Below are 25457 nucleotides of genomic sequence, written 5' to 3' on the forward strand. Positions count from 1 at the left end.
CAATATCTGTAACTCGAAAAAACAAGGTAATCTGCGCCATCGCAGGGAGAACGCGTTTTTTCGGGAGCAGGCATGACACATTTTACGGGCACTGCAAAATCAATTCGCCTGATTGGCGGGGCCCGGGTCCTGGACTTCATCAATACCACCAATGGGCGTCGCCCCGGCACTTCGCTCAAGGTCATGGAAGAACGGCTCACCAGTTTTCAGTTCTTCTTTGAATGGGCCCTGCATGCGTCGTTGATCTCGGCCCGGGAGTTCGATGACTACAAGCCGATGGTGTTTGAGTCATCGATGGCTTACCAACCGAACCTCGACGCGATCATTGCGTTCAGGGAATGCCTGTATGCAGTGTTTTATCCGTTGTCCTTGCAAGCTGCCGCGCCCGACCACGGCTTGCAGCAGATCAACGAGGCCTTCCAGCAAGGCGCAGCACGGCGGGTGCTGCGTTCTGTCGAGGGCAAACCTGCCTGGGCGTGGATGCCTTGCACCACGGCGCAGGAGCTCACGGCCATGGTGCTGGGCCGCCTGGCCATCGAGGCCACGCAATTGCTGGTATCCGGTGATCTGCACGCATTGCGCAGTTGCAGCGCTACCGACTGCGACTGGGTGTTCCTGGATATCTCCAAGAACAAACAGCGCAAGTGGTGCCAGATGAGCGTGTGCGGCAGCCGGGAGAAGCTCAGCCGGCTCAGACAGGTGGGTGGCAAAACCGCGCATTGAGGGCCTATGGCGAGTAGCAATTGCCCTGCTTAATAGGAAGCATTACTATTCACGCCCCGCTTCCCCAGTGCTCCCGCGATGATCCCTCAGCCGCCCCGCAGACCAGGCTTTTTCGAACACTACGAAGAGTTGATCGGGACCTGGACGCGCCGCCTGAGAAATCGCCAGCAGGCCGAAGACCTGGCCCATGACACTTTCGTGCGGGTGCTGGAGGCAAAATCCTCCGAGGTCGAGCAACCTCGCGCCTATCTGCATCAAACGGCGCGCAATATTGCCGTTGACGCCTTTCGACGCGAAGACCGTCGCGAGGCCATGACCCTGGAAGCCTTTGATCAGCGTTCGCCGCACACCGGCGACCCGGAACATTTCATGCACGCGATCCAGTTGGCAGACTCTATCGAGCGAGCCTTGGCCGAGCTGCCGCTCAATTGCCGCAGGATTTTCATCTGGCAGAAAATCGAGGGCCTGACCCAGCAGGAAATCGCCGACCGCCTGGGGCTGTCTAAAAACATGGTGGAAAAGTATATGATCCGCACCCTGCGGCATCTGCGCGACCGCCTGGACGCGATGGCGCCATGATCGCCCGCTCTGAAACAGGAATCCATGATGGATAACCGTGCCCGAGACGAAGCCGCGCAATGGTTTGTGCGCCTGCAAGACGCCGAGTTGAGTGCTGTCGAACGCCAGCGTTTCGACGCATGGCGCACTGAGCATCCCGATCACCAGTATGAGTTCGATGTATTGCAGGGCGTGTGGAGCGCCGCTGACTTGCTGCCCAACGCCCGCCTGCAGGCGCTGTGCGAAGCGCCCGCGGAACGTCCCAAGCGCCGAGCCATCCTGCGTTATGCAGTGGCCGCCAGTGTGGTTGCAGTCGCGCTGGGGCTGGGCCTGTTCAGCGGGCTGGATCATCCCAAGCCCTACCGCGCCGAGTTCAGTACGCGTCTGGGGGAACATCGCCAGGTGGCCTTGCCCGACGGTTCGGTGATGGACCTCAATAGCCGCAGCATCGTCACGGTGCATTACGAAAAAGGTCGGCGTGGCGTCGAGATCAAGCAGGGCGAAGCGATGTTCAGCGTCGAACATGACACCAGCAGGCCCTTTGTCGTGGCGGCCGGGGCAGGGCAGGTGACCGTGACCGGCACGCGATTCGATGTGCGCCGCGATGACGACCAGACCCGCGTCATGGTCGAAGCCGGCACCGTGAAAGTACAAGGCCGTGCGCCGGACAAGATGGTGACGCTGACAGCGGGCCTGGGCAGCCATGTCGACAACCAGGGGCGGGTAGCCGCGGCCTACGCGGTGAACACCGAAGAATTGACCGCCTGGCGTACCGGCAAACTGGTCTTCAACAACGCTTCGCTGGGCGAAGTGGCCCGGGAAGTCTCGCGTTATCGGGAGCAACCGCTGCGGGTCAGCACGCCGGCCGTGGGCAACCTGCGCCTGACCAGCGTATTCAAGTCCGACGACACCGATGCCTTGCTCAAGGCGTTGCCGCACATCCTGCCGGTAGCCTTGCGCACCTTGCCGGACGGCAGCCAGGAAATTATTTCACGCTGACATTCAGGTTTTTTTCGAGTTCTTCGTCTTCTCCTGCAACTGCAACTGGTTTGCATTAACAGCCGCACACTCTTGCGATCACAGGACTAGGTTCGACGTGAAAAAACTCGCCGTGAACAACAATAAAATCTCCCGCTGGGCGCCGCTGGCCCTGGCGCTTGCGGTCAGTGCCGCGCTGCCTGTGGCCTACGCCGCCGAGGCTATCCACATCAAGGCCCAGTCCCTGGGCACAGCGCTGAGCCAGTTGGGCCAGCAGACGTCCCTGCAAGTGTTCTTCAGCCCCGAACTGGTTGCGGGCAAGCAAGCGCCGGCGGTCGACGGCAACCTTTCCCCCGAACAAGCCCTGCGCCAGTTGCTGCACGGCAGCGGCCTGGACTACCAGATCGATGCCGGCTCCGTGACCCTGCGCCCGCTGAACGGCGGCACCGGTGAAGCCGGCTCGCCGCTGGAACTGGGCGCCACCGATATCAAGGTGGTAGGCGACTGGCTCGGCGACGCCAACGCCGAAGTGGTGCAGAACCACCCCGGCGCACGCACGGTGATCCGCCGCGAAGCCATGGTGGAGCAGGGCGCGATGAACGTCGGCGACGTGCTGCGCCGTGTGCCGGGTGTGCAGGTGCAGGAATCCAACGGCACCGGCGGCAGCGATATTTCCCTCAACGTTGGCGTACGTGGCCTGACGTCACGCCTGTCGCCACGTTCCACCGTGTTGATCGACGGTGTACCGGCAGCGTTCGCGCCGTACGGTCAACCGCAATTGTCGATGGCGCCGATATCCGCCGGTAACCTGGACAGTATCGACGTGGTGCGCGGTGCCGGTTCCGTACGCTACGGGCCCCAAAACGTCGGCGGCGTAATCAACTTCGTGACCCGCGCCATCCCCGAGAAATTCTCCGGTGAAGTCGGCACCACCCTGCAAACCTCCGCACATGGCGGCTGGAAGCACATCGACAATGCGTTTATCGGCGGCACCGCCGACAACGGCATCGGCGCCGCCTTGCTGTACTCCGGGGTCAATGGCAACGGTTACCGCAACAGCAACAATTCCAACGACATCGACGACGTGATCTTCAAGACCCACTGGGCGCCGACCGATCAGGACGACTTCTCGCTCAACTTCCATTACTACGACGCCAGCGCCGACATGCCCGGCGGCCTGACGCAGAAGCAGTTCGACGCCAACCCGTACCAATCGGTACGCGACTGGGACAATTTCAGCGGGCGCCGCAAGGACGTATCGTTCAAGTACATCCGCCAGATCGACGACCGTACCCAGGCCGAGGTGCTGACCTATTACTCCGACAGCTTTCGCGGCAGCAACATCGCCAACCGTGACCTGAAGACCCTCGGTTCCTACCCGCGCACCTACTACACCTTCGGCATCGAGCCACGCGTCTCCCGTGTATTCGATGTAGGCCCGAGCATCCAGGAAGTCAGCCTGGGCTATCGCTACCTCAAGGAAGGCATGCATGAGCAGGCGACCAGCCTGAATCTGGTCAACAATGTACCGACGCCGGGCGGACAGAGTGACGGCCATGTCTATCAGGATCGCACCGGGGGCACCGAGGCCAACGCGTTCTACATCGATAACAAGATCGATATCGGCAAGTGGACGGTGACTCCGGGGATCCGTTTCGAAGATATCCGCACCGAATGGCACGACCGTCCGGTGATCGCGTTGAACGGCACCCGCACCCAGGAAAAACGCCGCGAAGTCCACAACAACGAACCGCTGCCCGCATTGAGCGTGATGTACCACGTTTCCGACGCCTGGAAACTGTTCGCCAACTACGAGACCTCGTTTGGCAGCCTGCAGTACTTCCAACTGGGCCAGGGCGGCACCGGCGACCAGACCGCCAACGGCCTGAACCCGGAAAAGGCCAAGACCTACGAGGTGGGTACGCGCTACAACGACAATGTCTGGGGCGGTGAGCTGACGTTCTTCTACATCGACTTCTCGGACGAGCTGCAATACGTCAGCAACGACGTGGGCTGGACCAACCTCGGCGCCACCAAGCACACCGGTATCGAAGCCTCGGCGCACTATGACCTGTCGAACCTGGACCCGCGCCTGGATGGCCTGACCGCCAATGCCGGCTTCACCTACACCAAGGCCACGTCCGAAGGTGACGTGCCGTTCAAGGGCCGTGACCTGCCGCTGTATTCCCGTGAGGTGGCTACCTTGGGCCTGCGTTACGACGTCAACCGCTGGACCCATAACCTGGATGTATACGCCCAGTCCGGCCAGCGTGCGCCAGGTACAACCAGCACCTATATCACCCAAGGTACGGCTGACGGCCAGTACGGTGATATTCCGGGCTACGTCTCGGTCAACGTGCGCAGTGGCTATGACTTTGGCGAGCAGTTGTCCAACCTGAAACTGGGCGTTGGTGTGAAAAACGTCTTCGACCAACAGCACTACACCCGTTCCAGTGACAACAATGCTGGACTGTACCTTGGCGAGCCGCGAACGTTCTTTGTACAGGCCAGCGTCGGGTTCTGATTCATTGCGAAAGGAAAAGTCGCAGCTCCCTTCAGGGCTGCGATTTTTTTTGCCTGTTTCCTACGTGTGCGCAGCGCATTTGGCTGTCTGTCGCGGAACTGATTCCGACGCAAACCCCACACATGGGCACACCTTATTGGCATCGACGAAGCGACAGCCTGAAGGTCACGCTCACTGTATTGGAGAAACTCATGTCGGTATCGACTCTCGATCCAACCGCATCTGCATCAACCACGTACAACCGTGCGCTGGCACACGCCAAGCCTCAGGCTAAACCCGCCAACCCGGCGCCTACAGCGCTGTCTTTCAATGGACATCGCGCCGACAGCGTCAGCTTTCACTTCAGCGAGAATAAGTCTGGCCCTGCGTTTGGTAACGCTCAGCCAACCATGGACGGTCACTTTTCGGGTCAGTACAGCGTGTTCATGCCGCCCAGTTTCTGGGACAGGTTCAAAGAATGGATGACCAGTTGGTTTGGTGGTCACCGGCCACCGATGCATCCAGGCTATAGTAATCCGCCACCAAGGCCGAATCCCGGCTGGAGCAGCCCGCCGCCACGACCGAATCCCACTGTTGGCAGGCCATGTCCGACCCGACCGTGCGAATCTGATGCTGACTACAGCCTGAAGAACCGCGAAGAGTTGATGCGGCTGGTGCGCGACAACTTTACAGCCTTCGAGGACCCCAGGTACCCAGGTAACATAAGCGTTGGCAGCATGAAAGCGAAGGGGAATCGGCCGTTGCTCCCTGAATACGGTCCGAACAAAGAAGAGAACAAGAAAAGGAACCAGGAAACGCTCCTGGCCAGGCAAGTCTTGAAAGATCCGAACCTGATGAATGCCATCTTCCGAAACCCTGTCACAGGCGCACGGGAGCGTCTGGCCAGCCCACAAAGGCTGGACATGCTTGCCAACAGGGAGGACTACTTCACCTACCACAGCGACAAGCAATTGCGCCAAGAAGTGCGTGAGCATTGGGGTCGGAATCCGCGGATCGAAGTCCTTCAGTGGTGGGCGAACAGACCGCTGACGGGGGATTCTGAGCAGGACCATCGGACCCAACTGGCGAAGGAGCTCCTCTTCCATCGCAGCGATCTGGTGCAGAAACTGTTCAGAAAATGACTTCCAAATCGGTCCCTGGCCCACGACACCTTTGTGCGGTGCTTGAGGCAAAATCCTCCGAGGTTGAGCAACCTCGCGGCTATCTGCATCAAGCAGCGCGCAATATTGCCGTTGACGCCTTTCGACGCGAAGACTATCGCGAGGCCATGATCCTGGAAGCCTATGAAAAGCGCACGCAGCACACGGGCGAGCCGGAGCGTTTCATGCGCGCGATCCAGTTGGCGATGGACAATCGCTTCTCTTGGCTGCGCGATGGTCAGATCAAGCGAAAGGAGTTGATGGACTATCACCCAGTCACAATGGAACCGTTCGTGAAGACCCCGCCACACAGAAAACATCCACCGGTCATTGACTGCCGATGGGGGTCTTCATCTACCGAATCAGGTCTGGACCATGAATTCGACATCATTTGAATCCCTTCAATCCCAGTACAACGTTCCAACCCTGGCTACGCTCGCGCAGGAAGCGGAACGCCCAACCACATCCCCGTTACACGGGGTCAACCTCACATCCTCACCTAAATGCAGCTTCAAGGCGCCCACCGCCGAAGATTTTGACAAAGGCTCTCGGATGTTCATTGAAACACCGGCGCACACCCCTGTGCTTTCAACAGTTGCCAACTTTTTGAAACGGTGGTCCAGCCGCGGCTAGGCGACTTTCCCAGGGCATGGATGGCCCGGTCAGATGAGCAGTTACAAACGATCAAGATTTACTGAGGTATGGAGGGCAGCCTTCGGAACCATTGTTTTGTCGCCGCCACTCAGTTGGCGCTTGGACCGTGTTGATTTCGAGGCATTTTCTTCGATCAAGCTATCAAGGGCCAGGCTACGGAATTTACATAGGTTGGAGGTGAATAATGAGTAGTGGTATCAGAAGTCCGGTAGCAGGAGCGAGCACTGGCCAGTCTCGTTTGGGGGTGGATACCCGCCCACTGGGCACGGCGCTTCCAGCGGCGCGGAGACATAACCTTGGTTTGGTGAACGGCGCCGAGCGGCACGTTGACGGTCAGAATCTGTACGGTGGCATGACCAGGGTTGGGAACCCCTTTGTCAGCTCAGATGATCACTTGGTGGCCACCTTCATTAAGAACAACTTGTCATTATTGGACGAGTTCAAGGAAGACGGCAAACTGACACAGAAGTCTTGGCAGAAGGCCGCTGTTAGCGTGACGATCCCGGAGCGCCTCATGATGGCGGTGGCAGAGTCAATCAACCGTCCTCGACTGAATGCCGCGATTCTCACAAAGAACGGTGAGATCACCAGCGACAGTCTGACCAAGGCTTCCAACTCGCAAGTCGGCAATACCAACCCCAACACCCAGAGCGCAGATCCGTTCCATTCGAAATCCGATGCTCAGGTCATCAAGGCATTCCTGGACAAATTTAATGTGTTGCGGGACAAGTCGCAAGACTTCGATGTCCTCTTTGGTTTAGAGAAACGTCGGTACATGAAAACAGACACAGTTACCTATATCAGCACAGACCCTGATGTAACTGATAAAAACGGCCAACCTGTGCTTGACCCACGCACCAGGTTTCCCTTGAAAAAATTCCCTGAAATAGACGTGTATATGTGCAGGAATATTCAGGAGAGGGGGCTGTTGGACAGGATGGATGGTTACGAAGCCAACGGTTATAACATCTTTGGCAGCCGTAATGACGATGGCTGGTTGAAGAGAAGCAGTATTGAGCGCTTGCATGAAAGCATGAGTAAAAAGCCGGGGGGGAGTTAAAGGCCGGTACGAGCGGCTTGAAAAGCTCAAGCTGCTCGTATCACTTTGCGTTCACACCCGCAGTATTTTGCCACTCACCGCCACCGCCGCCAGCAGCCCTGCGATCAACATGAAAGCGGTTGCCAGGCTGCTGCCATGGGCGATGAACCCGATCAAGGCCGGCCCGGCCAATATCCCGGCATAACCCAGAGTGGTAATGGCCGGTACAGCAATGTGTTCTGGCATGACGTTCTGTTTGCCCACAGCCGTGTACAGCACCGGGACAATATTGGAGCACCCTGCACCCACCAGTGCATAACCCAACAATGCCATTTCCCACGCTGGAGACAAGGTGGCGAGCAAGGTGCCGGCCGCTGCCAGTGTGCCACCCGCCACAATGACCCGGGTTGCGCCCAGCCGGCGCACGATGGCGTCACCGGTCAACCGCCCGACCGTCATGGTCAGCGCAAATGCTGCGTAGCCCAACCCTGCATAGGCTTCGTCCAGGTCACGTTCGGCACTGAGGAACACGGCGCTCCAGTCGAGCACCGCCCCTTCGGCCAGGAACACGATAAAGCACAGGCAACCGATAAACAGCACCACACCGTGGGGCACGGCAAACGCCGGGCCGGAACTTTCACTGCCATAGGGCAGCAGGTGCGGTGCAGCCTTGAGCAGCGCCGCCAGCGTGATGACGATCACCACCAGGGTCGCCTGCAACGGCGACAGGCCCAGCCCGAGCAAACCCGAGACACCCGCCGCACCGACGATGCCCCCCAGGCTGAACAGCCCATGAAAGCCCGACATCATGGTTTTGCCGCTGGCGCGTTCAACGATCACCGCCTGCAAGTTGACCGTGGAATCCACCGTGCCCAGGCCGGCACCAAACAGGAACAACCCAGCCATCAGTAGCGGAATCGAGCTCACTGTCGCCAGCATCGGCAATGCCAGGCAGATCAGGATCGTGCCGGCGCTCAGTACGCGTCGGCAGCCGAAACGTGAGGCCAATGCACCCGCGGCGGGCATGGCGATGATCGAACCGACCCCCAGGCACAGCAGCAACAGACCCAGCGTGCCTTCGCTCAGCCCGGCACGAGCCTTGGCATACGGCACCAGCGGCGCCCAGGCCGCGATGCCGAAGCCGGCAATGAAGAAAGCGATACGGGTCGACATTTGCTCCAGCCGCCCGGGAACCACGGGCGCTGAGGTGGGGATGGCAGTCATGAAAAATCCTTGGTTTTGCGTTCAACGAACGATGTCCGGCGCGACATCCTTGCACATCAGGCCTTGGTGTGCGAGCCGGGTTCCGTTGGGATTCGGGCTGCCTTGAATTTTATTTTTACAAGCTGGAACGCTGGAGCAGGTTGCAACCACATAGGTCGTAACGAGTCTGTAGGAGGCGGTCTGGAAGGTGCGTAATCCCTGCGAGAGCAGTTGAACCCCAGGGTTCTCGCGGTGGATTACCACCTTCCAGGCTACTTCTGAAAACGCGTCAAGCGGGTGGTGTGCAACGCCGGGATCCCCCACAATCGAACAACTCTTTTTTGCGATCACGCATGCCTCGGTGGATAAGCTCATGACCCTGTTCTACGACGCTCGCGGCAACATCTATGGCGTGGCCAGCCCGGCTTTATTGCGCCGCAAGGGCATCGATGTACCCGAGAGTGCTGAGCATGCCGCGGTTGCTCGTACCGCCTGGGCGGCGTCGGCGATCGCCTCGGAATGCAGTTGGGGCTCGGTGCCGCACCCGGCTGGTGGCAAGGCCCACCGTTGTGATGGCCTGCTGGTGGGGCCGTTCAAGGACGCGCCGCCGTTCGATCTGCTGATCGTAAACACCGACGGTTCCCTGGCCGAGCGCAGCGGTAATGGCTTGACGATTTTTGCCCAGGCTCTCACCGACCAGGGCCTGATGACCGAAGCTTGTGAGTTGCGGGTCCATCACGACAAATCGGACGCGCAATCTCCAGTCGCCACTCGGGTGGAACCCACCGTTCGTGACGATGTTGCAGGGTTCTGGCTTGAGCTGGGGGTACCTGCTTTTGGGCCGGCGGCGGTGGGCGCGCAGGGGGTTGGTCAGGTGTTTCTGCAGGGGACTGAACTGAGCCATGTGACCGAGCTGACGGCGATCAGCCCGCAGTGGGCCGCCAGTCAATTCGTGCGGGTGGGCAACCCCCACTGTGTGACGCTGGTCCAGCAGCTCTCGGCGTTGCCGGACAACGCACAGATGCTGCTGCCAAAGCTGTTCGAGTCCTTGAAGGCGATCGCCTTCGCGCCCCCTGCGGGCGGCGGCCAGCCTTGTGGGGCGGGGGTCAACTTGCAATGGGCGGCGCGCCAGCCTGGCAACCAGGTCGTAGCGCGGGTGTTCGAGCGCGGTGAGGGGCCGACCGCGTCTTCCGGCACCAGTGCCAGCGCCGTCGCCTGCGCGGCATGGCGTGCGGGCTGGGTCGAGAACGGTGACGTCGCGGTGGTGATGCCGGGTGGCGTTGCGCCGGTACGCTTGCACACCCAGGGCGAGACGCTGCTCGGCGTCAGTCTGTTCGGGACCGCACGGCTGCAGGCCTGAGGTTTTTTAACGGCTGACGCTGTGATTCAGTGTCGGCTGTTTCTGTGTCAGTTAGTTGTTATTAAGAAGTTTAGTGTAGGGCATTTCTTATTGTTAAGAAGTGGCACATTGACTCGTTTTATTGTTTTGTAAAAGACACTTCCAACTTCTTTGTACGAATCTTCTTTTTTATTTTAAAACAGCCGATTTTTTCCCGTAATCGCTAAGCTTTGAGGCGTTCAGGGGCTTTTTCTCGGCAGTTTATTCGCACACTTAACGAGGCAAAGCATTCCTGCGTGCTCATTCATTTATGGCGGGTAACAACGGATGGTTAACGCGTTTGTTTCGTCACGTTTCAAACTGATTCTTCCCTGCATGGATACCGACTTTCAGGTGCTGGCATTCAATGGCGGCGAGCGCCTTGACCAGCCTTTTTTCATCCAGGTGCAGGTGGTGAGTGAAAATCCTTCCCTTGACCTTGAGAGGTTGCTCCATCAACCCGCCTACCTGGATTTCGGAATGGGCGAAGGGCTGCATGGCCAGGTTTACGCAATCGGCCGGGACGACCCTGGCCGGCGCATCACGCTCTACCACCTGACCCTGGCACCGCGCCTGGCCTACCTTGCACACCGGCGCGACCAGCGGATCTTCCAGCAACGCAGCGTGCCGCAGATTATCGCGGCGGTGCTTGAGCGGCATGGCATCCTGGCGGACGCCTATGCATTCGAGCTTGGTCCCGTGGTGTATCCGCCACGCACGTTCTGTGTGCAGTATGCGGAGAGCGACCTGCACTTCATCCAGCGGCTGTGTGAAGAGGAGGGCATTCATTACCATTTTCGTCACAGCGCGGATGCCCATCTGCTGGTGTTCGGTGATGACCAGACGGTGTTTCGCCGTTTGCCCCAGCAACGCTACTGCCCTGCTGGCGGGCCGCAAGCCGCTACGCAGGTCGTCCAGCGTTTTGATGTGCGCCTGGCCACACGCACCCAGAAGACGGTGCGTCGCGATCATGACTTCGAACACCCTTCATTGCTGCTGCAGGACTGCGCGGGCTCGGCGCCGGCGCAACCTCTCGAGGATTATCGTTACCCAGCGGGATTCACGGGTCATGCCCGGGGCAAGCGCTTGGCGCGGCGGGGCTTGGAGCGTCACCAGCGCGACCGTCTTCGCGCATTGGGCCGCAGTGATCAACCGGCGCTGCGCAGCGGGCATTTCCTTGACTTGCGCGATCACCCCGATCCGTCCTGCAATGACTTGTGGCTGATCACTTCAGTGCGTCATGAAGGTTATCAGCCGCAGGTGCTGGAGGAGGTGACGCCCACCACCGATGCATTCGAGGGGTATCGTAATCGCTTCACCGCGACGCCTTGGCAAGCGGTGCATCGACCGCCCCTCAAACATCCCAAGCCGACCATCAATGGCAGCCAGACCGCAACCGTGACCGGGCCGCCGGGTGAAGACGTGCATTGTGACGCCTATGGCCGGGTGAAGGTGCGCTTCCACTGGGACCGCCTGGACAAGGCGGATGATAAAAGCAGTTGCTGGGTTCGGGTTGCGTCCGGATGGGCCGGTGACGGGTTCGGTGCAACGATCATCCCGCGTGTGGGCATGGAAGTGCTGGTGACCTTCCTTGAAGGCGACCCGGACCAGCCGTTGATCAACGGTTGTCTGCCCAATGCGTCGCACCGGCCGGCCTACCCGTTGCCGCAGCACAAGACCCGCAGTGTCTTGCGCACCCGCAGTACGCTGGGGGGCGAGGGCGCCAACGAGTTGTACCTGGAGGATCGTCGTGGCGAGGAGCTCATTTACCTTCGTGCACAGCGGGACCTGGAGCAGCAGGTCGGCCATGACAGTCGGTTGGAAGTGGCGGGGGAGCGACGGGAAGTCATTCATGGATTGAGTACGGCTCACCTGGCCAGCGAGGAGCATCGTCATATCACCGGCGATCGCAGGATCGTGCTCAAGGCGAGCGACTACCTAGATGTACTAGGTGACAGCCGTACCCATGTGGGGCAGACCCTTATCCTGGAGGCCGGGCAGCAGTTTCATCTCAAGTCCGGTGCCAGCCTGGTGATCGACGCCGGGGCGCAACTGAGCCTCAAGGCGGGGGGCGAGCATCTGGTCATCCAGGCCGGCGGCATCTTCAGCAGTCGCCCCATTACCCTGGGTGGAGCGCCGTCCGTCACCCTGGCGGCGAATGCCTCGGCAGCGATCGACACACCCAGGATCTCCCTGGTGCAAGGCAGCCTCATGAACCTGGCCAGGCAATTGGGCGCCGATTACTGCCCGGTGTGCGAGCGCTGCCGCGAAGGACGGTGTGAACTGCCAGGGAGGGCCGCTTGATGCCAAGGATGCCAGGCCAGTGGATGGACCAACAGCAACAGCGGGGACGACGACTGTGCTTGATCCTTGAGGGGCAGAGCGACGCGCGCGCACCGCTGCTGGAGGTACGCGACTTGCCGGCGTACCGCAGTGTTTACGCCGAGACTGCCGTAGCGGAGTTGGCGGCAGAAGGCCCACTGATTGTGCTGCTGGGCCCGCTGAACGAGCACGCTTTGCTTGGCCTATTGCGGCAACCCGAGACGAACTGGGGCTGGCTGGGCAGTTTACCCGGCGAAGACCTGACGGCAGTGACTCGACACTGGCGTGACAGGCTGCTGGTGGGCCCTGAAGGCGCGCAATCGCTGTACCGCTTCCACGACAACCGTACCCTGGCGCGTGCCCTGGCCCATCTGGGCCAGGATCGCTGGCCGGTATTTTTCGGGCCATTGATCAGCGTGTGCTATTGGCACGAAAACCGCTGGCACACGGCTGACAACCGGGCCCCCGGTGAGTATCCGGTGCCGGATCCCGCGCCCTGGCTGGATGCACCCAACCCAAACGCAGCGGCCATCCTGCACGCCAATATCCTGCGTTACCTGTTGACTGAGCACAGTGAAGACCTGGCGACATTGGTGGAATTTCAAGACCCGCGAATCTGGCTGGCACAGGTACTGGAGCAGGCGCGTTCCTGGCAGTGGCAGGGGCCGGAGCAACTGGAGTTTCTGGTGGTGCGAAGACTGGAGGAGGCGACTCGGAGCAGTGTTTTGCAGTGGCAGCCCGGGGTCGGTGAAGCGCCTGGGGAGCACTTTGAGCGAGTAGTGGCACAGTGGCGATTGATGGGGGGAAAGCATGAGTAGGCGAAGGTGGGGGGGGGTAATGGTGCTGGGGGTACTCGGGCTGACGGGGTGTGGGGGCAAGCCTGTGGATCGATTTACGTTGGAGGTGGATTTGCCGGCGGAGTTTGAACTCAAGACTGCCGCGAATTATCTGCCCGCTACCGGTGAGACCTGCGCTTTGCCGCGACGCCGAGGTAAGCGACCGGAGCGCAAAGTCTTTTTTACTGATTTCAAAGATGCTGCAAGCCGGGTGAGCTATGAACTGCCGCTGAGTGAAAAAATCGAGGGCTGCCCTTCGGTGCTGAGAAGCCTGGAGTTTGAGTTTTATGCGAAGTGGGGCAAACGGGATACGGACGTGGGTGGGAGTTTTGCCGCTATTTCCATTCGCGACCCCTCGGACGCTGATATACGAGGCATGCCAGTAACGGGTGTTCAGGAGCTACATAAGCAATGTCGGTGGTTGTTCCGTACTGCGGGGCCGCAGCACGTGATCGTCAAGGTTCTTAAATGCAGTTCATCAGGTGCAGCAGTCCCGTTATCCAGACCTGTGCAACGGGATCAGCTACCAGGGAAAACGCTCAGGATGGTGCTGACGATGACCGATGAGGAAGAACCCTATTTTGATAACAACTGGGTCGTTGTTCCCGGTGGATGGAAGCGTTGTAGAGGCAAAAATTTTGAAGATCTGGATGCGTTTTGCAACGGCAATACCACTGACTTCAAACCAATAAAAATGCCGGACGGTCGCATTTGTGATGTCTACCCATCCTGCAAGTAAGCAAGGAGAAGTTCATGAAGATGAATGCACGGAAGCAGGCTTTTTTCAGTGACAGCAAGCCGGCTTGCTCATGGCGAGGGCATTGGGTGAGTTTTTGTCTGGTCGATGAACTCGGCGTTGGGACGGCGTACGGTGGATTGCCTTACACAGTCCATGACAGTGCAGGGCAACAGTACAAGGGCAGGCTGAATGGAGAGGGCTTCGCCCAGTTAGCCAATATTTACTGCGGTCCTGTAATCCTCGTTTTTGACGATCCGTATTCAGGAACAGAACTGTTGTATCAGAGGCTGATGTCGCGCCAGACTTATAAACTTCCAATCACCGAGCTTCAGATTCGTGCTGAGCAAACCCGATTTTCTGCCTCGGATGGTCGGCGGACTGAAAGCAACCCCGCCCAGTTGAAAGCTGACCGTTTTTATCAGGTTGAAGTCCGTGATCTGGTTCGCCATGTCGCCCACTTGCCTCCGATTGCCCAGCGCACTCATCAACCTCGACGACACGCATTGAAAATGCTCGCAGACCTAGGTTTTGGGCCGCCCCAATCGATGCTGGTGGGGATCGTGTTGTTTCCCAACCACCATACCGCGCTGGAGGTTCGGCCGCTGCGAGCCTTGCGCCCGTTGTTTTCCAGCGAAGACAGCTTTTGTGCCTTGAACCTCTATCAATTGGCATTGATGGCAACCTTGAGCTACTGCAATTTCGGGCAAGAACCCGCTCAAGCACCGACTGAGGAGGTTCGATTTCCTTTCGATCCGAGTGTCGGCCATCTATTCGCTGAAAAACTCTCGGGTTTCCACGAGGCATGGCGGGTTGATTCCGAGCAGCAGCAACGCTTCTATCCCGTCTATGAAGACGTCCCTTACTCCCGGCGATTCGAGATCCTGCCCTTCGATCCTGAGTTGTACCCTCAGAACCATCCTGAGCGGGCAGAAGAACAAGAACATCCTGCGCGGTTGCATTTTTTCGACGACGAAAAATTTGGCACTGATACCCAGGCGTTCATCACTCATCACGAAGAGGTGATTCTGATTGCGGTGCGCGGAACAGCCAGCGCTGCTGACGGGCTACGGGACGCTAATGCTCATCAAGTGGCTTTTTTGGAGGGCGTTGGCAAGGCGCACGAAGGTTTCTATCAAGCCTATCAGGCAATGCGCAACTTCATACTCAGTTACCTCAGACAATTTCACACCAACCAAAGAATAATCATCTGCGGCCATAGCCTGGGCGGTGCAATTGCCTTGCTCTTGGCAGAAAGCCTGCGTCGGGCGCCGGGGACCAACTACAACATCCTCCTCTACACCTACGGCGCCCCCCGCGCCGCCGATTCCGAATTCACCGCAGGTGCCTCAACCCTGGTCCACCACCGCATCGTCAACCACAACGACCCCGTCCCCAGCGTCCCGGCCCCATGGATGAACACCACCGCCAAGCTCTGGGTCCCAGGTGCCGTCACGCTGTTCAGCGCCCCCGCGCCGGGTGGGTTGCTGTTCGCCGCCGGCCTGGTACGTTTCGGTGGCAACCCCTACGAGCACCATGGCGAACAATACCATTTCATGCCGATCACGCTCGCGGACGGCACGCATTCTTCGGTGTTGTGGCAACCCGGTTGTGAGTCCATCCAGGAGGCCGGCTGCAACCGGGCGCTGCAACTCAGCGGTGACATGCCTGAACGTGACAACCTGCTCAAGCAGCTGTTCCAGGCCAGCCAGCACTTCATGACCGCCAGCTACATTCCGGCCGCCTGGGCAACACTCCGGCGCTGGCAGCAAACCCAGGAAAGCAATGGGCCCTTGGTAACGCCGAGGGAATTCGAATTGCTTGACCGTGCGCTCGAGACCATGCGCGAGCAATTGCGCAACAAGCGTCGGGAATTGACCCGTCTAAGGGCGGCCAACGACCGGGGTTATGAGCATAACGAAGCCTTGAACGCCGAAATCGACCGTTTGCACACCAGTCGCGAGCGCCTTGCGACCCTGCGCTGGCGCCGTCTGGAAGCCCGTGATGTCTATGGTAGTCATGCCCATGGTGCCCACTTGGCAACCAGCCTCAAGCGCTGGTTCAGTCACCGTGAAAATCGCGAGCTGTCGCAGGTCGCCCGTATCCCTCCCGCTCTGGATAACGACAGGGGGAGGGCACATACGCTGGATATCGACTCGATTGTCTGACCGAGGTGTTTACGCAAACTCTACCTGGGCTGGCCGGCGTGTCATCAACACCTTGCCGTTGCGGATCGAGTACAGCGGCAGGCCCTGACTGCGGATCACCTCGTAGTCGCTGTCCGCCGAGAGGATCAACAGGTTGGCCGGGCGTCCCTGCTCCAGACCGTAGCGGTCACCCAGGGCCATGGCTTTGGCGCTGTTGTCGGTGACCAGGTCGAGGGCACTTTGCAGGTTGCGATAGCCGAGCATGTGGCAGATGTGCAAACCGGCTTCGAGTACCCGCAGGATGTTGCCGTTGCCCAGTGGGTACCAGGGATCGACGATGGAGTCTTGGCCGAAGCACACATTCATGCCGGCCTCGAGCAGTTCGTTGACCCGGGTGACGCCACGGCGTTTTGGGAAGCTGTCGAAGCGACCTTGCAGGTGAATGCTCTCGGTGGGGCAGGAAACGAAGCTGATACCGGAATGTCCCAGCAGGCGAAAGAGCTTGGCGCAGTAGGCGTTGTCGTAGGAACCCATGGCGGTGGTGTGGCTGGCAGTGACGCGGGCGCCCATGTCGCGGCTGCGGGCCTCTTCGGCCAGTACTTCGAGAAAGCGCGAATGTGGGTCGTCGGTTTCGTCGCAGTGCACATCCACCAGGCAGCCGGTGCGTTCGGCCAGGTCCATCAGGAACTTCACCGAGCTCACGCCCTGGTCGCGGGTGTATTCAAAGTGCGGGATGCCGCCGATCACATCGGCGCCCAGGCGGATGGCCTCTTCCATCAGTTCGCGGCCATTGCGGTACGACTCGATGCCTTCCTGGGGGAACGCGACGATCTGCAGGTCTATCAGGTGTGTGCTTTCCTCGCGTACTTCCAGCATGGCCTTGAGCGCGGTGAGGTCCGGGTCAGTGACGTCGACGTGGGTACGTACATGCTGGATACCGTGGGCGGCCAGGGCCTGGATAGTCTTTTTGGCGCGGGTCTTGGTATCTTCCTGGGTGATGGTGGCCTTGCGTTCGCCCCAGCACTCGATGCCTTCGAACAGGGTGCCGCTCATGTTCCAGCGTGGTTCGCCGGCGGTCAGCGTGGCGTCGAGGTGGATATGCGGTTCGACAAAGGGCGGGATCACCAGGTTGCCGGCGGCGTCCAGGTCCCCCGCGCCCAGGTGCGGTACTGTCGATTGCGCGGTGATACTGGCGATCCGGCCATGTTCCAGGTGCAGATCATGCAGGCCTTCACGGTTGCGCAGGCGGGCGTTGATGATGTGCATGGGCAAGTTCCTCTTGGCTAAAACAATCAGGCAGACAGTCGCCAGATCATCAGCGCAATGCCGATGTCCAGGCGATCATATGAATTATCCAGCGTCAGCCCGCACAAGGCTTCGATGCGCTGGACACGGTGTGTCAGGGTGTTGCGGTGCACGGCGAGCCGCTGGGCGGCGGCCACCAGGTTACCATTCTCGTGAAACCAGGCTTCCAGGGTCGGCATCAGGTTGGGGCCATGCTGCGCGTCGTGGCGCAGCAAGGGGCCGAGGCGTTCATGGAGGAATTGATCGAGCAGGGCGCGATCACGCACGCCACTGAGTAACTTGAGTACGCCCAATTCGTCGTACACGCACAGCCCGGCGCGCTCGCTGAAACGCCGCGCAGCCGCCAGTGCCTGACGTGCTTCATCCTGCGCCTGGGCCAGGCGTGCCGGTGGATGCGCGGCGGCGCTGAGGCCGATAAACAATTTGAGCGGCGCCAGTCGCAGATTCAGCGGGTTGAGCCAGCTGGCCAGGTGCTGGCGGTTGACCAAGGCGGCGACGGCATCCGAGGCCGGCAGCAGCAGCGTCCATTGGCCGGCCCGCCCAAGTACCGGCAACCCCGCCGACACCTGGCGCAAGCGCCGGTTGATGGCGTCATGTTGCCGCGCCAGTTGTACCTCGACCGCCGCCGCGTCGCCTTGGGCAAACAGCAGCTCACTGCCTTCCAGCTGCAGTTGCACCACCTGCCAATGCCCGGCCAACGACAGGCCTAACTGTCCGCCACGGTGCAGCAGCAAATCCAGGGACTGATAATCGCCCGTCAGCAAACGCTCCAGCACATCGTGCCGCGAGCGACCCAACTGCTCGGACTGGATCAGCGCCGAACCAATAGCCTGGGTCACCAGCACCATTTTCAGCGAGTAGGGCTGTTCGATCAGCGGCATGCCAGCGGCTTCGGCAGCCTCCAGCAAACGCTGGGGGATCGCCTGGATGTACGCAGGCCCCGTGAGGATCACCAACCCGGCCACCTGACGCTCGCAGGCTTCCTCCAGCAGTTGCATCAAGTTGCCTTCGTCGCGCGGGTGGTTGATCCCGGTGACGAATACCAGCTCGCCGCCCAATACCCACTCGGCAATCCCGCTGTTTTCCGCCACATAGGGCCAGCGTACGCCGTTCTCCAGGCCAGCGGTGCCGGCGCGCAGGCGCATGGATTCCAGGCCCGGCAGGGCCAGCACATCGGCGATGGTCAGGCTCATGCCTGGGCGTCAACCAAGGGTGCCCGCACGCGCAGCACGGCGGTGAGCGCGATGTAGGTCAGCGACGCGGCCACGATACCCACCAACGGCGCGACCCAGGGCGAGTTGAACGCCAGCACCGTGCCCACCGCGTAGGCCACCAGCCCTGGCCAGTTGAACGCTGGCAGGCGTGCATCGGCCAGGCGTGGATAGTGGCCGCGATAGCGGTAGAAGAAGTCCGCCATGATCACCCCGCCAATCGGTGGGATCACCGTGCCCAGCAGAATCAGGTACGGCACCAGCATGTCGTACATGCCCAGCAACGCCAGCAGGGTGCCGATCACCGCACCGGCCAGGGTTACGGTCTTGCGGCGTTTGGTGCGCAGCAGATTGCAGCCGGCCACGGCGAAGTTGTAGATGGTGTTGTCCTGGGTGCTCCAGATATTGAGCAGCAACATGGCCATTGCCGCCATGGCAAAGCCTTGCAGCAGCAACACTTCGACCACGTCCGGTTGCTGATAGACGATGGCGCCGTAGGCACCGATCAGCACCATCAAGCCGTTGCCGATAAAAAAACCGATCAGGCTGGCCAGCACCGCCACCTTGGCCGAGCGCGAAAAGCGTGTCCAGTTGGTGGCCTGGGTCGCACCGCTGACAAAGGTGCCGAACACCAGGGTGATTGCCGTGGACAAGTCCAACTCACCGGTGGGCACCACCGCGAGCAGCCCATCCAGCCCGCCGACCTTTACCGTGGCTACCCACATCGACAGAAACAGCAGGATGCCCATGGCCGGCACCGCGATGTAGGACAGAATCTCCAACCCGCGATAACCAATGTAGGCCGTGGCACAGAACACCAGGCCAAATACCACCATCAACGCCAGCACGCTGCCCTGGCTGAGTTCGAAATACTTGCCCAGCACCACTGCGGCGGTGGCCGTGCCCCAGGCGTACCAGCCGATCTGGGTGAAGCCGAGGATCAAATCGCTGAGCTTGCTGCCCACTTCGCCAAAGCAGAAACGCCCCATCAACACCGAGTTCAGCCCGCTCTTGAACGCGATGTAACCCAGGCCTGCGGCGTAGATGCCCAACAGCAGGTTACCCAGGGCCACGACGCCGAGCATGTCGGTGAAACTGAACGCCACTCCAAGCTTGCCGCCGGCAAACATGGTCGCGGTAAAAAACGTAAAGCCCAACAGCACCATGGCGGTCGACGCCAGGCCTTTGCGCGCATGCATCGGGACTTCGCTAAGGGGGTAATCGTTGCCCGGTTCTTGCTGCGTCATGTGCCTTGCTCCCTGAATGAGTGACGCAGGCCTATTGCACCGTGCGTGCCAAGGCGGCAGCAGTGGCGAGCGCACGATGGGCGCTGTGCACCGTGCACAGTATTTATAGCCAAACAGGGGGCAAACGCCTTGAGGAAAGGTCGCAGTGCCCAATCGGGCACGAAAGCGGTGCAGCAGTGATACAAATTGGATCAGTCGAACAGCGTGTGGGTGGTCTCGCCACGATGGAAGGCGAACGCTGCCTGCAAATCACTTTCGATGGTGCGCCCGCGGGACAGCGGCGGCAGCTCGTCCAGGCGGAAAAAACCCACCTCGGTGGTCTCGAAGCCTGCCATCGGTGCCGACTGATCCACGGGTTCGCACAGGAAATACAGCTTGTAGAAATCCCGTACGTCCGGCCGATACAAGCCCTTGGCCTTGTGCGTGACGCTGTACAACGCCCGGGCCGTCACCGTCAGCCCGGCTTCCTCGCGAATTTCCTTGACGATGTTTTCCGCCGCCGACAAGCCGATATCGGCGTAACCGCCTGGTAACGCCCAGCAGCCATCGGTCAACTCGCGCACCAGCAGAATCCGGTCTCCCTCAATCACCGCGCCGCGCACGTCGATCATCGGCGTCGAGTAACGCTGGGCGAAGTCGCTGACCAACCCGGTGATACGCTCCAGGGGCACATTGCCCAGCTGCGCAAGCATGCTGTGGGCAATCTCGGCAATTTCCTCCAGGCGTTCACGCTCGAAATCATCGGTGCAGAAGTGCAGGCCCGTGGAGGCCAATGCCTGCAAGCGTTTGGCCTGGGCCAGCCAGGTGTTTTCCATACATTCCTCATCCGTGTGCGAAGGGCGGGCAGATCGAAGGGTGCAATACCAGGCATAAAAAAACCACCGCGAGGGTGGCTTTTTCCTACCGAAGGCTTATTCGCCGCGATAGATGCAACCGCTGGTGCAGGTCTCGTGGATACGAATCGCACTGAGCTCAGGCAGCAGGGGTTTCAACTCATTCCAGATCCACTTGGCCAGCACTTCGCTGGTGGGATTTTCCAGGCCGGGGATGTCATTGAGGTAGTTGTGGTCGAGGCGTTCGTAGAGCGGCTTGAAAATCGCCTTGATCTCCGAGAAGTCGCGAATCCAGCCGGTATGGGGATCCAGGTCGCCGCTCAGGTGGATCGCCACCTTGAACGAATGCCCATGCAGGCGCCCGCATTTGTGGCCTTCCGGTACGTGGGGCAGGCGGTGGGCGGATTCGAATGTAAATTCCTTGAAGATTTCCACAGTGTTTTCAGCTCGGTCGGTGTCTGGCAGCAGGCGAGTTTAACAGCTTGATCCCTCGCCGCGCATACCGTCCCTCTGTACACGCCGGCTTGCCGGCGAATAAAGATTGCCTGTGGCGAGCGGGCTTGCCCCGCGTTGGGCCGCGAAGCAGCCCCAAAACCAGCAGCCGAAGAGTGCCCGACTCACCGCATTCCTCCTTCCAGGGTCGCTTCGCAACCCAACGCGGGACAAGCCCGCTCGCCACAGTCGCAGTGTTCACACTAATCGGGTGGTCCCCCCCAAACCCCTGCCGGATTCCGGCCCGCGTCTACAGGACCTGCAGTCGCTCGCCCAATCCGCCGTTATCCGCCAGCTCCAGAAACTCATCGCCCAGCCTTCGGCTTTCACTCATCGCGGTCTGCCAGTACTGGTTGCGGCTCGCGTCGTCGCCCATGAAGCGCTTGAAGTCGCTGCGGTCCGGCAATTTGCCGTGGGGCAGGCGGGCCAGGTAGTCCCTGGAGGGAGCCAGCAGCAACACGTCCTGCAGGCCTTGCTGGTTACTGCGTCGCCACGGCAGGCCCTTGTCGAACCAGCCGGGGATGACCCGGTCGGTGAAGTGTGGGTACAGCACGATGTCATCGCCGTGGTAGGGCAGGTCGAGGTGGTAGTCCAGCAGGCCGCCGTCGCGGTAGGTGCCGGCGCCTGCGCCCGGCAGGTCGCGCACGCCTTGCATCACCATGGGGATCGACCCCGACGCCAGCAGTGCCTGGCGCAGGTTGCCCAGTTCCAGGGGCAGGAAGCGCGAGGGGAAGTCCTTAAGCGGATGCACCGGTGGCGCCTGGCGCGGGTCGTGGATGATCAGCCGTTCGAAGTGCCGCGACAGCCGTGCGCGGCCGCGCAGGTTATCGGCAATCACCGATGACAGCCCCAGCCCGAGCCGCCCGCGATGGTCGTCGGCCAGCAGGCCGTGGCTCTTGACCACCATGATGTTCAGGCGGTAATCCGGGTTGTCCAGCACCCGTGCATCGCGGCCGGCGAGCAAGTCGTCGAGCATGCGCTGGCAGCTCTGGGTGACTTCGGCCATGGTCACGCCTTTGGCAAAACGCTGTTCGTTATACAGGCGGCCCAGGTCCAGCAAGCCTTGCACCGGGTCGGGCAGGCAGGCGCTGGCAAACCGCCAGGAGCCAATCGAGGCCCCGATCAGCGCACGTTCCCGTGGTGCGCGGGGCAGCCAGTCGCCGAACAGCGCCAGGTCCAGGCCCTGGATGCCGAGTGCCTTCGGGCCGCCGGCCGCGCCGGGCAGGATGCCCACCTCGGCAGGCGTGAGGCCTTGTTCACGAATGCGCGCAAAGGCGCGTTTGCCGGCCTTGAGGGTCAAGGCGGGAAACTTGATGTGGATGGCTGTCATACCGGTCTCTGTCCGAGCGAGCGGGGCATTATAGAAAATCTCGTGGAATGTGGGGCAAAGGCCTGGGTGAGAATTGCCATGGTGGCAATTCAGTTTCAGTTAAGTTGCAGGGCGTACGGTGGCCGGCGTAGGAATACATCCTGTAACGGAGACTTATCATGAAGCGCCTTACCGCGCTGGCCGCCGCCGGTATCATCGCCCTCACGGCGACCCAGGCCCGAGCCGTGGACCCCGACAAACCACTGAAAGTGCCGGCCACTGTTACTATTGTCGCTTTCGATCAACTGGAAGCCACGGCCCTGGCCCTGCACCCCGGTTCGACATTGCTGGACACCGACCTGGACGAGGCCTACGGCAAGTACGTGTATGAGGTCGAGTTGGAGGATGCCCACGGCATCGAATGGGACGTTGAATTGGACGCGCTCACCGGGCAGGTCCTCAAGAATCATCAGGATACGTAATGAAGGTAAATTTACGCGTCGGCAGTCGAGTGGCGCTGGTGCTCTTGGCATTCTGCTCCAGCCTGGCGGCCCGCGACCTCAACCAGGATGAAGCCTTGGCGCTGCGCCAGCAGGGGGTGATCCTGCCACTTGAGCAATTGTTGCAGCAGGCCATGGCGCGTTACCCCGGCTCGCGCCTGCTGGAGGCCGAGTTGGAGAAGAAACACGGCCAATATGCCTATGAAGTGGAACTGGTGACCACCGAAGGGGTGGTGCGCGAAATCAAGCTGGACGCACGCACCGGTGTGCTGATCAAAGACGAGGAAGACTGATGCGCCTGCTGCTGGTGGAAGACAACGTACCCTTGGCCGATGAACTGATGGCTGGCCTGCAGCGCCAGGGCTATGCGGTCGATTGGCTGGCCGATGGGCGCGATGCCGTGTATCAGGGCCGCAGCGAGCCCTACGACCTGATCATCCTCGACCTCGGCCTGCCGGGCCTGCCTGGGCTTGAGGTACTGGCCCAATGGCGAGCCGCCGCGTTGGCCGTTCCGGTACTGATTCTCACCGCCCGCGACTCCTGGGCCGAGCGCATCGAAGGGCTCAAGGCCGGCGCCGACGATTACCTGGCCAAACCCTTTCACCCCGAAGAGCTGCACCTGCGCATCCAGGCGCTGTTGCGCCGTTCCCACGGCCAGGCGAACCAACCGACGTTGCAGGCGGCCGGCCTGCATCTGGACGAAGGTCGCCAATGCGTGCTGCGTGATGGCGATGAGATCCAGCTGACCGCCGCCGAATTCCGCCTGTTGCGCTATTTCATGCTGCACCCCGAACAGATCCTGTCGAAAAGCCACCTGGCCGAGCACCTGTACGACGGTGAGACCGAACGCGACTCCAATGTGCTGGAAGTTCACGTCAACCATCTGCGTCGCAAATTGGGCCGCAGCGTGATCGAGACCCGGCGCGGCCAGGGTTACCGGTTTGGCGCCAGCCCTGCATGAGGTCGATCCAGCGGCGCCTGAGCCTGGGGCTGATCAGCGTGATGGTGATCGTCGGCGTGGTGCTGGCCCAGACTAGCCTGTGGTTGTTCGAGGCCGGCTTGCAGCGCTACCTGGAAGCCGGTTTGCGCAACGACGCCGAGAACCTGCTGGTGGCGCTGGTGCGTGGGCCGAACGGCGTGCAGCTGGATGAGCAACGCCTGTCGCCAGCCTATCAACGGCCTTTTTCCGGGCATTACTTCCGCATTGATTTCGCCGACGTCCACTGGCGCTCCCGCTCATTGTGGGACCAGGAACTGCCGCGCCTGCCCGAGGCGGGGCTGAAGGGCAACCTGCAACTCGGCCCGGAAGGCCAGCAACTGCTGGTGCTGCGTGCGGACTACAAGCGGTTTGGCCAATCGATTTCCATCAGCGTGGCCCAGGACTACACCCCGGTGCGCGAAAGCTTCCGGCTGATGCGCCAGATCGGCCTGGTGCTGGGCCTGGCAGCGCTGCTGCTGGTGCTGATCCTGCAACGGGTGACCGTGCGCCGCGCCTTGCGCCCGCTGGAAACCGCGCGCAACCAGATTGCCCAGCTGCAACAGGGGCAACGCTCGCAACTCGATACCCAGGTGCCCCTGGAACTGGAGCCGCTGGTGGCGCAGATCAACCACCTGCTGGCGCACACCGAAGACAGCCTCAAGCGTTCGCGCAATGCCCTGGGCAACCTCGGCCACGCCCTCAAGACGCCCTTGGCGGTGCTGTTGAGCGCGGCATCGAGCGAGACGCTCAAGCAACATCCTGAGCTGAGCAAACTGCTGCGTGATCAGTTGGAGCAGGTACAGCAACGCCTCAACCGCGAACTCAACCGCGCCCGCCTGGCCGGGGAAACCTTGCCCGGCGCGTTGTTCGATTGTGATAAAGAACTGCCCGGCCTGCTTGCCACCTTGACCATGATCCACGGCGAACACCTGGACCTGAGCTACCGCGCCGCGCCCGGCCTGCAACTGCCCTGGGACCGCGAAGATCTATTGGAGCTGCTCGGCAACCTGTTGGATAACGCCTGCAAATGGGCGGATGCCGACGTGCGCCTGAGCGTCACCGAGACTGAGCACCATTACCTGCTGGCGGTGGAAGATGACGGCCCCGGCATTCCTGAAAGCCAGCGAGACCAGGTGTTCAGCCGTGGCGCACGCCTGGACGAACAGATCGATGGCCATGGCCTGGGGCTGGGGATCGTGCGGGACATTGTCGAAGTGTGGGGCGGGGTGTTGCAGTTGCAGGCGTCTGAACTGGGCGGTCTGAAAGTGTTGATCGAACTGCCCTGTGGCAGGGGGCTTGCCGCCGATGGCGGTATTCCAGTCAAAAAACAGATTGGCTGATACA

23 protein-coding genes and 1 pseudogene are annotated in these 25457 nt (G+C 60.7%); 16 read left to right on the forward strand and 8 right to left on the reverse strand.

Going from position 1 to position 25457, the window contains the following annotated elements; all coding sequences use genetic code 11:
- Positions 1-72 precede the first annotated feature (72 nt).
- The 7 genes and pseudogenes from AC3WP7_RS25090 (at position 73) to AC3WP7_RS25120 (ending at position 7636) form a co-directional block, all read left to right on the forward strand.
- The gene (locus AC3WP7_RS25090) at positions 73-723 is read left to right on the forward strand and encodes a CGNR zinc finger domain-containing protein (protein WP_102592963.1); all 651 of its coding nucleotides are present in this window, start codon (positions 73-75) and stop codon (positions 721-723) included.
- A 78-nt stretch (positions 724-801) separates the two neighbouring features.
- Positions 802-1302, forward strand: coding sequence for a sigma-70 family RNA polymerase sigma factor (locus tag AC3WP7_RS25095; protein ID WP_102592964.1), 501 nt, complete (start codon positions 802-804; stop codon positions 1300-1302).
- 24 nt (positions 1303-1326) lie between these two features.
- On the forward strand, positions 1327-2280 hold the full coding sequence (locus tag AC3WP7_RS25100) for a FecR family protein (protein WP_102592965.1): 954 nt from the start codon (positions 1327-1329) through the stop codon (positions 2278-2280).
- Positions 2281-2377: 97 nt separating this feature from the next.
- Positions 2378-4783, forward strand: coding sequence for a TonB-dependent siderophore receptor (locus AC3WP7_RS25105; protein ID WP_102592966.1), 2406 nt, complete (start codon positions 2378-2380; stop codon positions 4781-4783).
- A gap of 191 nt (positions 4784-4974) precedes the next feature.
- Positions 4975-5904: a type III secretion effector protein gene (locus AC3WP7_RS25110; protein WP_146012712.1), complete on the forward strand. Its 930-nt coding sequence runs from the start codon at positions 4975-4977 to the stop codon at positions 5902-5904.
- Between the two features lie 15 nt (positions 5905-5919).
- Positions 5920-6128 (forward strand): annotated as a pseudogene (locus tag AC3WP7_RS25115) (RNA polymerase subunit sigma-24); the annotation flags it as partial.
- 632 nt (positions 6129-6760) lie between these two features.
- A complete protein-coding gene (locus tag AC3WP7_RS25120; protein WP_256575688.1) occupies positions 6761-7636 on the forward strand; it encodes a hypothetical protein in 876 nt (291 codons plus the stop codon).
- Positions 7637-7687: 51 nt separating this feature from the next.
- Here the strand turns inward: AC3WP7_RS25120 and AC3WP7_RS25125 are convergent, their stop codons facing one another.
- Positions 7688-8839, reverse strand: coding sequence for an MFS transporter (locus AC3WP7_RS25125; RefSeq protein ID WP_092249613.1), 1152 nt, complete (start codon positions 8837-8839; stop codon positions 7688-7690).
- Between the two features lie 21 nt (positions 8840-8860).
- Entirely contained in the window at positions 8861-9193 is a 333-nt protein-coding gene (locus AC3WP7_RS25130; protein ID WP_139216876.1) for a hypothetical protein, read from the reverse strand.
- Here AC3WP7_RS25130 and AC3WP7_RS25135 point away from each other — a divergent pair.
- The 5 genes from AC3WP7_RS25135 to AC3WP7_RS25155 all read left to right on the forward strand — a co-directional run bounded on the left by AC3WP7_RS25135 (position 9192) and on the right by AC3WP7_RS25155 (position 16258).
- Positions 9192-10178, forward strand: a complete 987-nt coding sequence (locus AC3WP7_RS25135; RefSeq protein WP_092249616.1) for a diaminopimelate epimerase — start codon at positions 9192-9194, stop codon at positions 10176-10178. The two genes, AC3WP7_RS25130 and AC3WP7_RS25135, sit on opposite strands and share 2 nt — an antisense overlap.
- 306 nt (positions 10179-10484) lie before the next feature.
- The gene (locus AC3WP7_RS25140; RefSeq protein WP_092249619.1) at positions 10485-12500 is read left to right on the forward strand and encodes a type VI secretion system Vgr family protein; all 2016 of its coding nucleotides are present in this window, start codon (positions 10485-10487) and stop codon (positions 12498-12500) included.
- Positions 12500-13336 carry a DUF4123 domain-containing protein gene (locus AC3WP7_RS25145; RefSeq protein ID WP_092249622.1) on the forward strand — a complete coding sequence of 279 codons (837 nt, stop codon included), beginning with the start codon at positions 12500-12502 and terminating at the stop codon, positions 13334-13336. The genes AC3WP7_RS25140 and AC3WP7_RS25145 overlap by 1 nt, the downstream gene beginning before the upstream one ends.
- The gene (locus AC3WP7_RS25150) at positions 13329-14093 is read left to right on the forward strand and encodes a hypothetical protein (RefSeq protein WP_170856119.1); all 765 of its coding nucleotides are present in this window, start codon (positions 13329-13331) and stop codon (positions 14091-14093) included. Before AC3WP7_RS25145 ends, AC3WP7_RS25150 begins: the two co-directional genes overlap by 8 nt.
- A gap of 14 nt (positions 14094-14107) precedes the next feature.
- The gene (locus tag AC3WP7_RS25155; protein ID WP_093127142.1) at positions 14108-16258 is read left to right on the forward strand and encodes a lipase family protein; all 2151 of its coding nucleotides are present in this window, start codon (positions 14108-14110) and stop codon (positions 16256-16258) included.
- 9 nt (positions 16259-16267) lie between these two features.
- On the opposite strand, the gene codA is transcribed toward AC3WP7_RS25155, so the two are convergent.
- From codA to AC3WP7_RS25185, 6 genes are all read right to left on the reverse strand, one after another.
- Complete coding sequence (gene codA / locus AC3WP7_RS25160; protein ID WP_071489693.1) at positions 16268-17503, reverse strand: cytosine deaminase; 1236 nt, start codon at positions 17501-17503, stop codon at positions 16268-16270.
- Between the two features lie 26 nt (positions 17504-17529).
- Entirely contained in the window at positions 17530-18735 is a 1206-nt protein-coding gene (locus AC3WP7_RS25165) for a PucR family transcriptional regulator (protein WP_093127145.1), read from the reverse strand.
- Positions 18732-20000: a cytosine permease gene (codB, locus tag AC3WP7_RS25170; protein ID WP_071489691.1), complete on the reverse strand. Its 1269-nt coding sequence runs from the start codon at positions 19998-20000 to the stop codon at positions 18732-18734. The genes AC3WP7_RS25165 and codB overlap by 4 nt, the downstream gene beginning before the upstream one ends.
- A gap of 191 nt (positions 20001-20191) precedes the next feature.
- On the reverse strand, positions 20192-20815 hold the full coding sequence (locus tag AC3WP7_RS25175) for an NUDIX hydrolase (protein ID WP_092249634.1): 624 nt from the start codon (positions 20813-20815) through the stop codon (positions 20192-20194).
- A 96-nt stretch (positions 20816-20911) separates the two neighbouring features.
- Positions 20912-21268 carry a 6-carboxytetrahydropterin synthase QueD gene (gene queD, locus AC3WP7_RS25180; RefSeq protein WP_003190259.1) on the reverse strand — a complete coding sequence of 119 codons (357 nt, stop codon included), beginning with the start codon at positions 21266-21268 and terminating at the stop codon, positions 20912-20914.
- Between the two features lie 307 nt (positions 21269-21575).
- The gene (locus tag AC3WP7_RS25185) at positions 21576-22655 is read right to left on the reverse strand and encodes a patatin-like phospholipase domain-containing protein (RefSeq protein ID WP_092249637.1); all 1080 of its coding nucleotides are present in this window, start codon (positions 22653-22655) and stop codon (positions 21576-21578) included.
- 158 nt (positions 22656-22813) lie between these two features.
- Here AC3WP7_RS25185 and AC3WP7_RS25190 point away from each other — a divergent pair, with 158 nt between their 5' ends.
- Genes AC3WP7_RS25190 through AC3WP7_RS25205 form a run of 4 tightly spaced genes read left to right on the forward strand, consistent with a single transcriptional unit; the run spans position 22814 to position 25453 of the window.
- Positions 22814-23116: a PepSY domain-containing protein gene (locus AC3WP7_RS25190; RefSeq protein ID WP_058425612.1), complete on the forward strand. Its 303-nt coding sequence runs from the start codon at positions 22814-22816 to the stop codon at positions 23114-23116.
- The gene (locus AC3WP7_RS25195; RefSeq protein WP_071489688.1) at positions 23116-23427 is read left to right on the forward strand and encodes a PepSY domain-containing protein; all 312 of its coding nucleotides are present in this window, start codon (positions 23116-23118) and stop codon (positions 23425-23427) included. The genes AC3WP7_RS25190 and AC3WP7_RS25195 overlap by 1 nt, the downstream gene beginning before the upstream one ends.
- Entirely contained in the window at positions 23427-24095 is a 669-nt protein-coding gene (locus AC3WP7_RS25200; RefSeq protein ID WP_071489687.1) for a response regulator transcription factor, read from the forward strand. Before AC3WP7_RS25195 ends, AC3WP7_RS25200 begins: the two co-directional genes overlap by 1 nt.
- On the forward strand, positions 24092-25453 hold the full coding sequence (locus AC3WP7_RS25205; protein ID WP_092249640.1) for a sensor histidine kinase: 1362 nt from the start codon (positions 24092-24094) through the stop codon (positions 25451-25453). The genes AC3WP7_RS25200 and AC3WP7_RS25205 overlap by 4 nt, the downstream gene beginning before the upstream one ends.
- Positions 25454-25457: the final 4 nt, after the last annotated feature.

It is taken from the genome of Pseudomonas sp. FW305-3-2-15-C-LB1, from assembly GCF_058787615.1.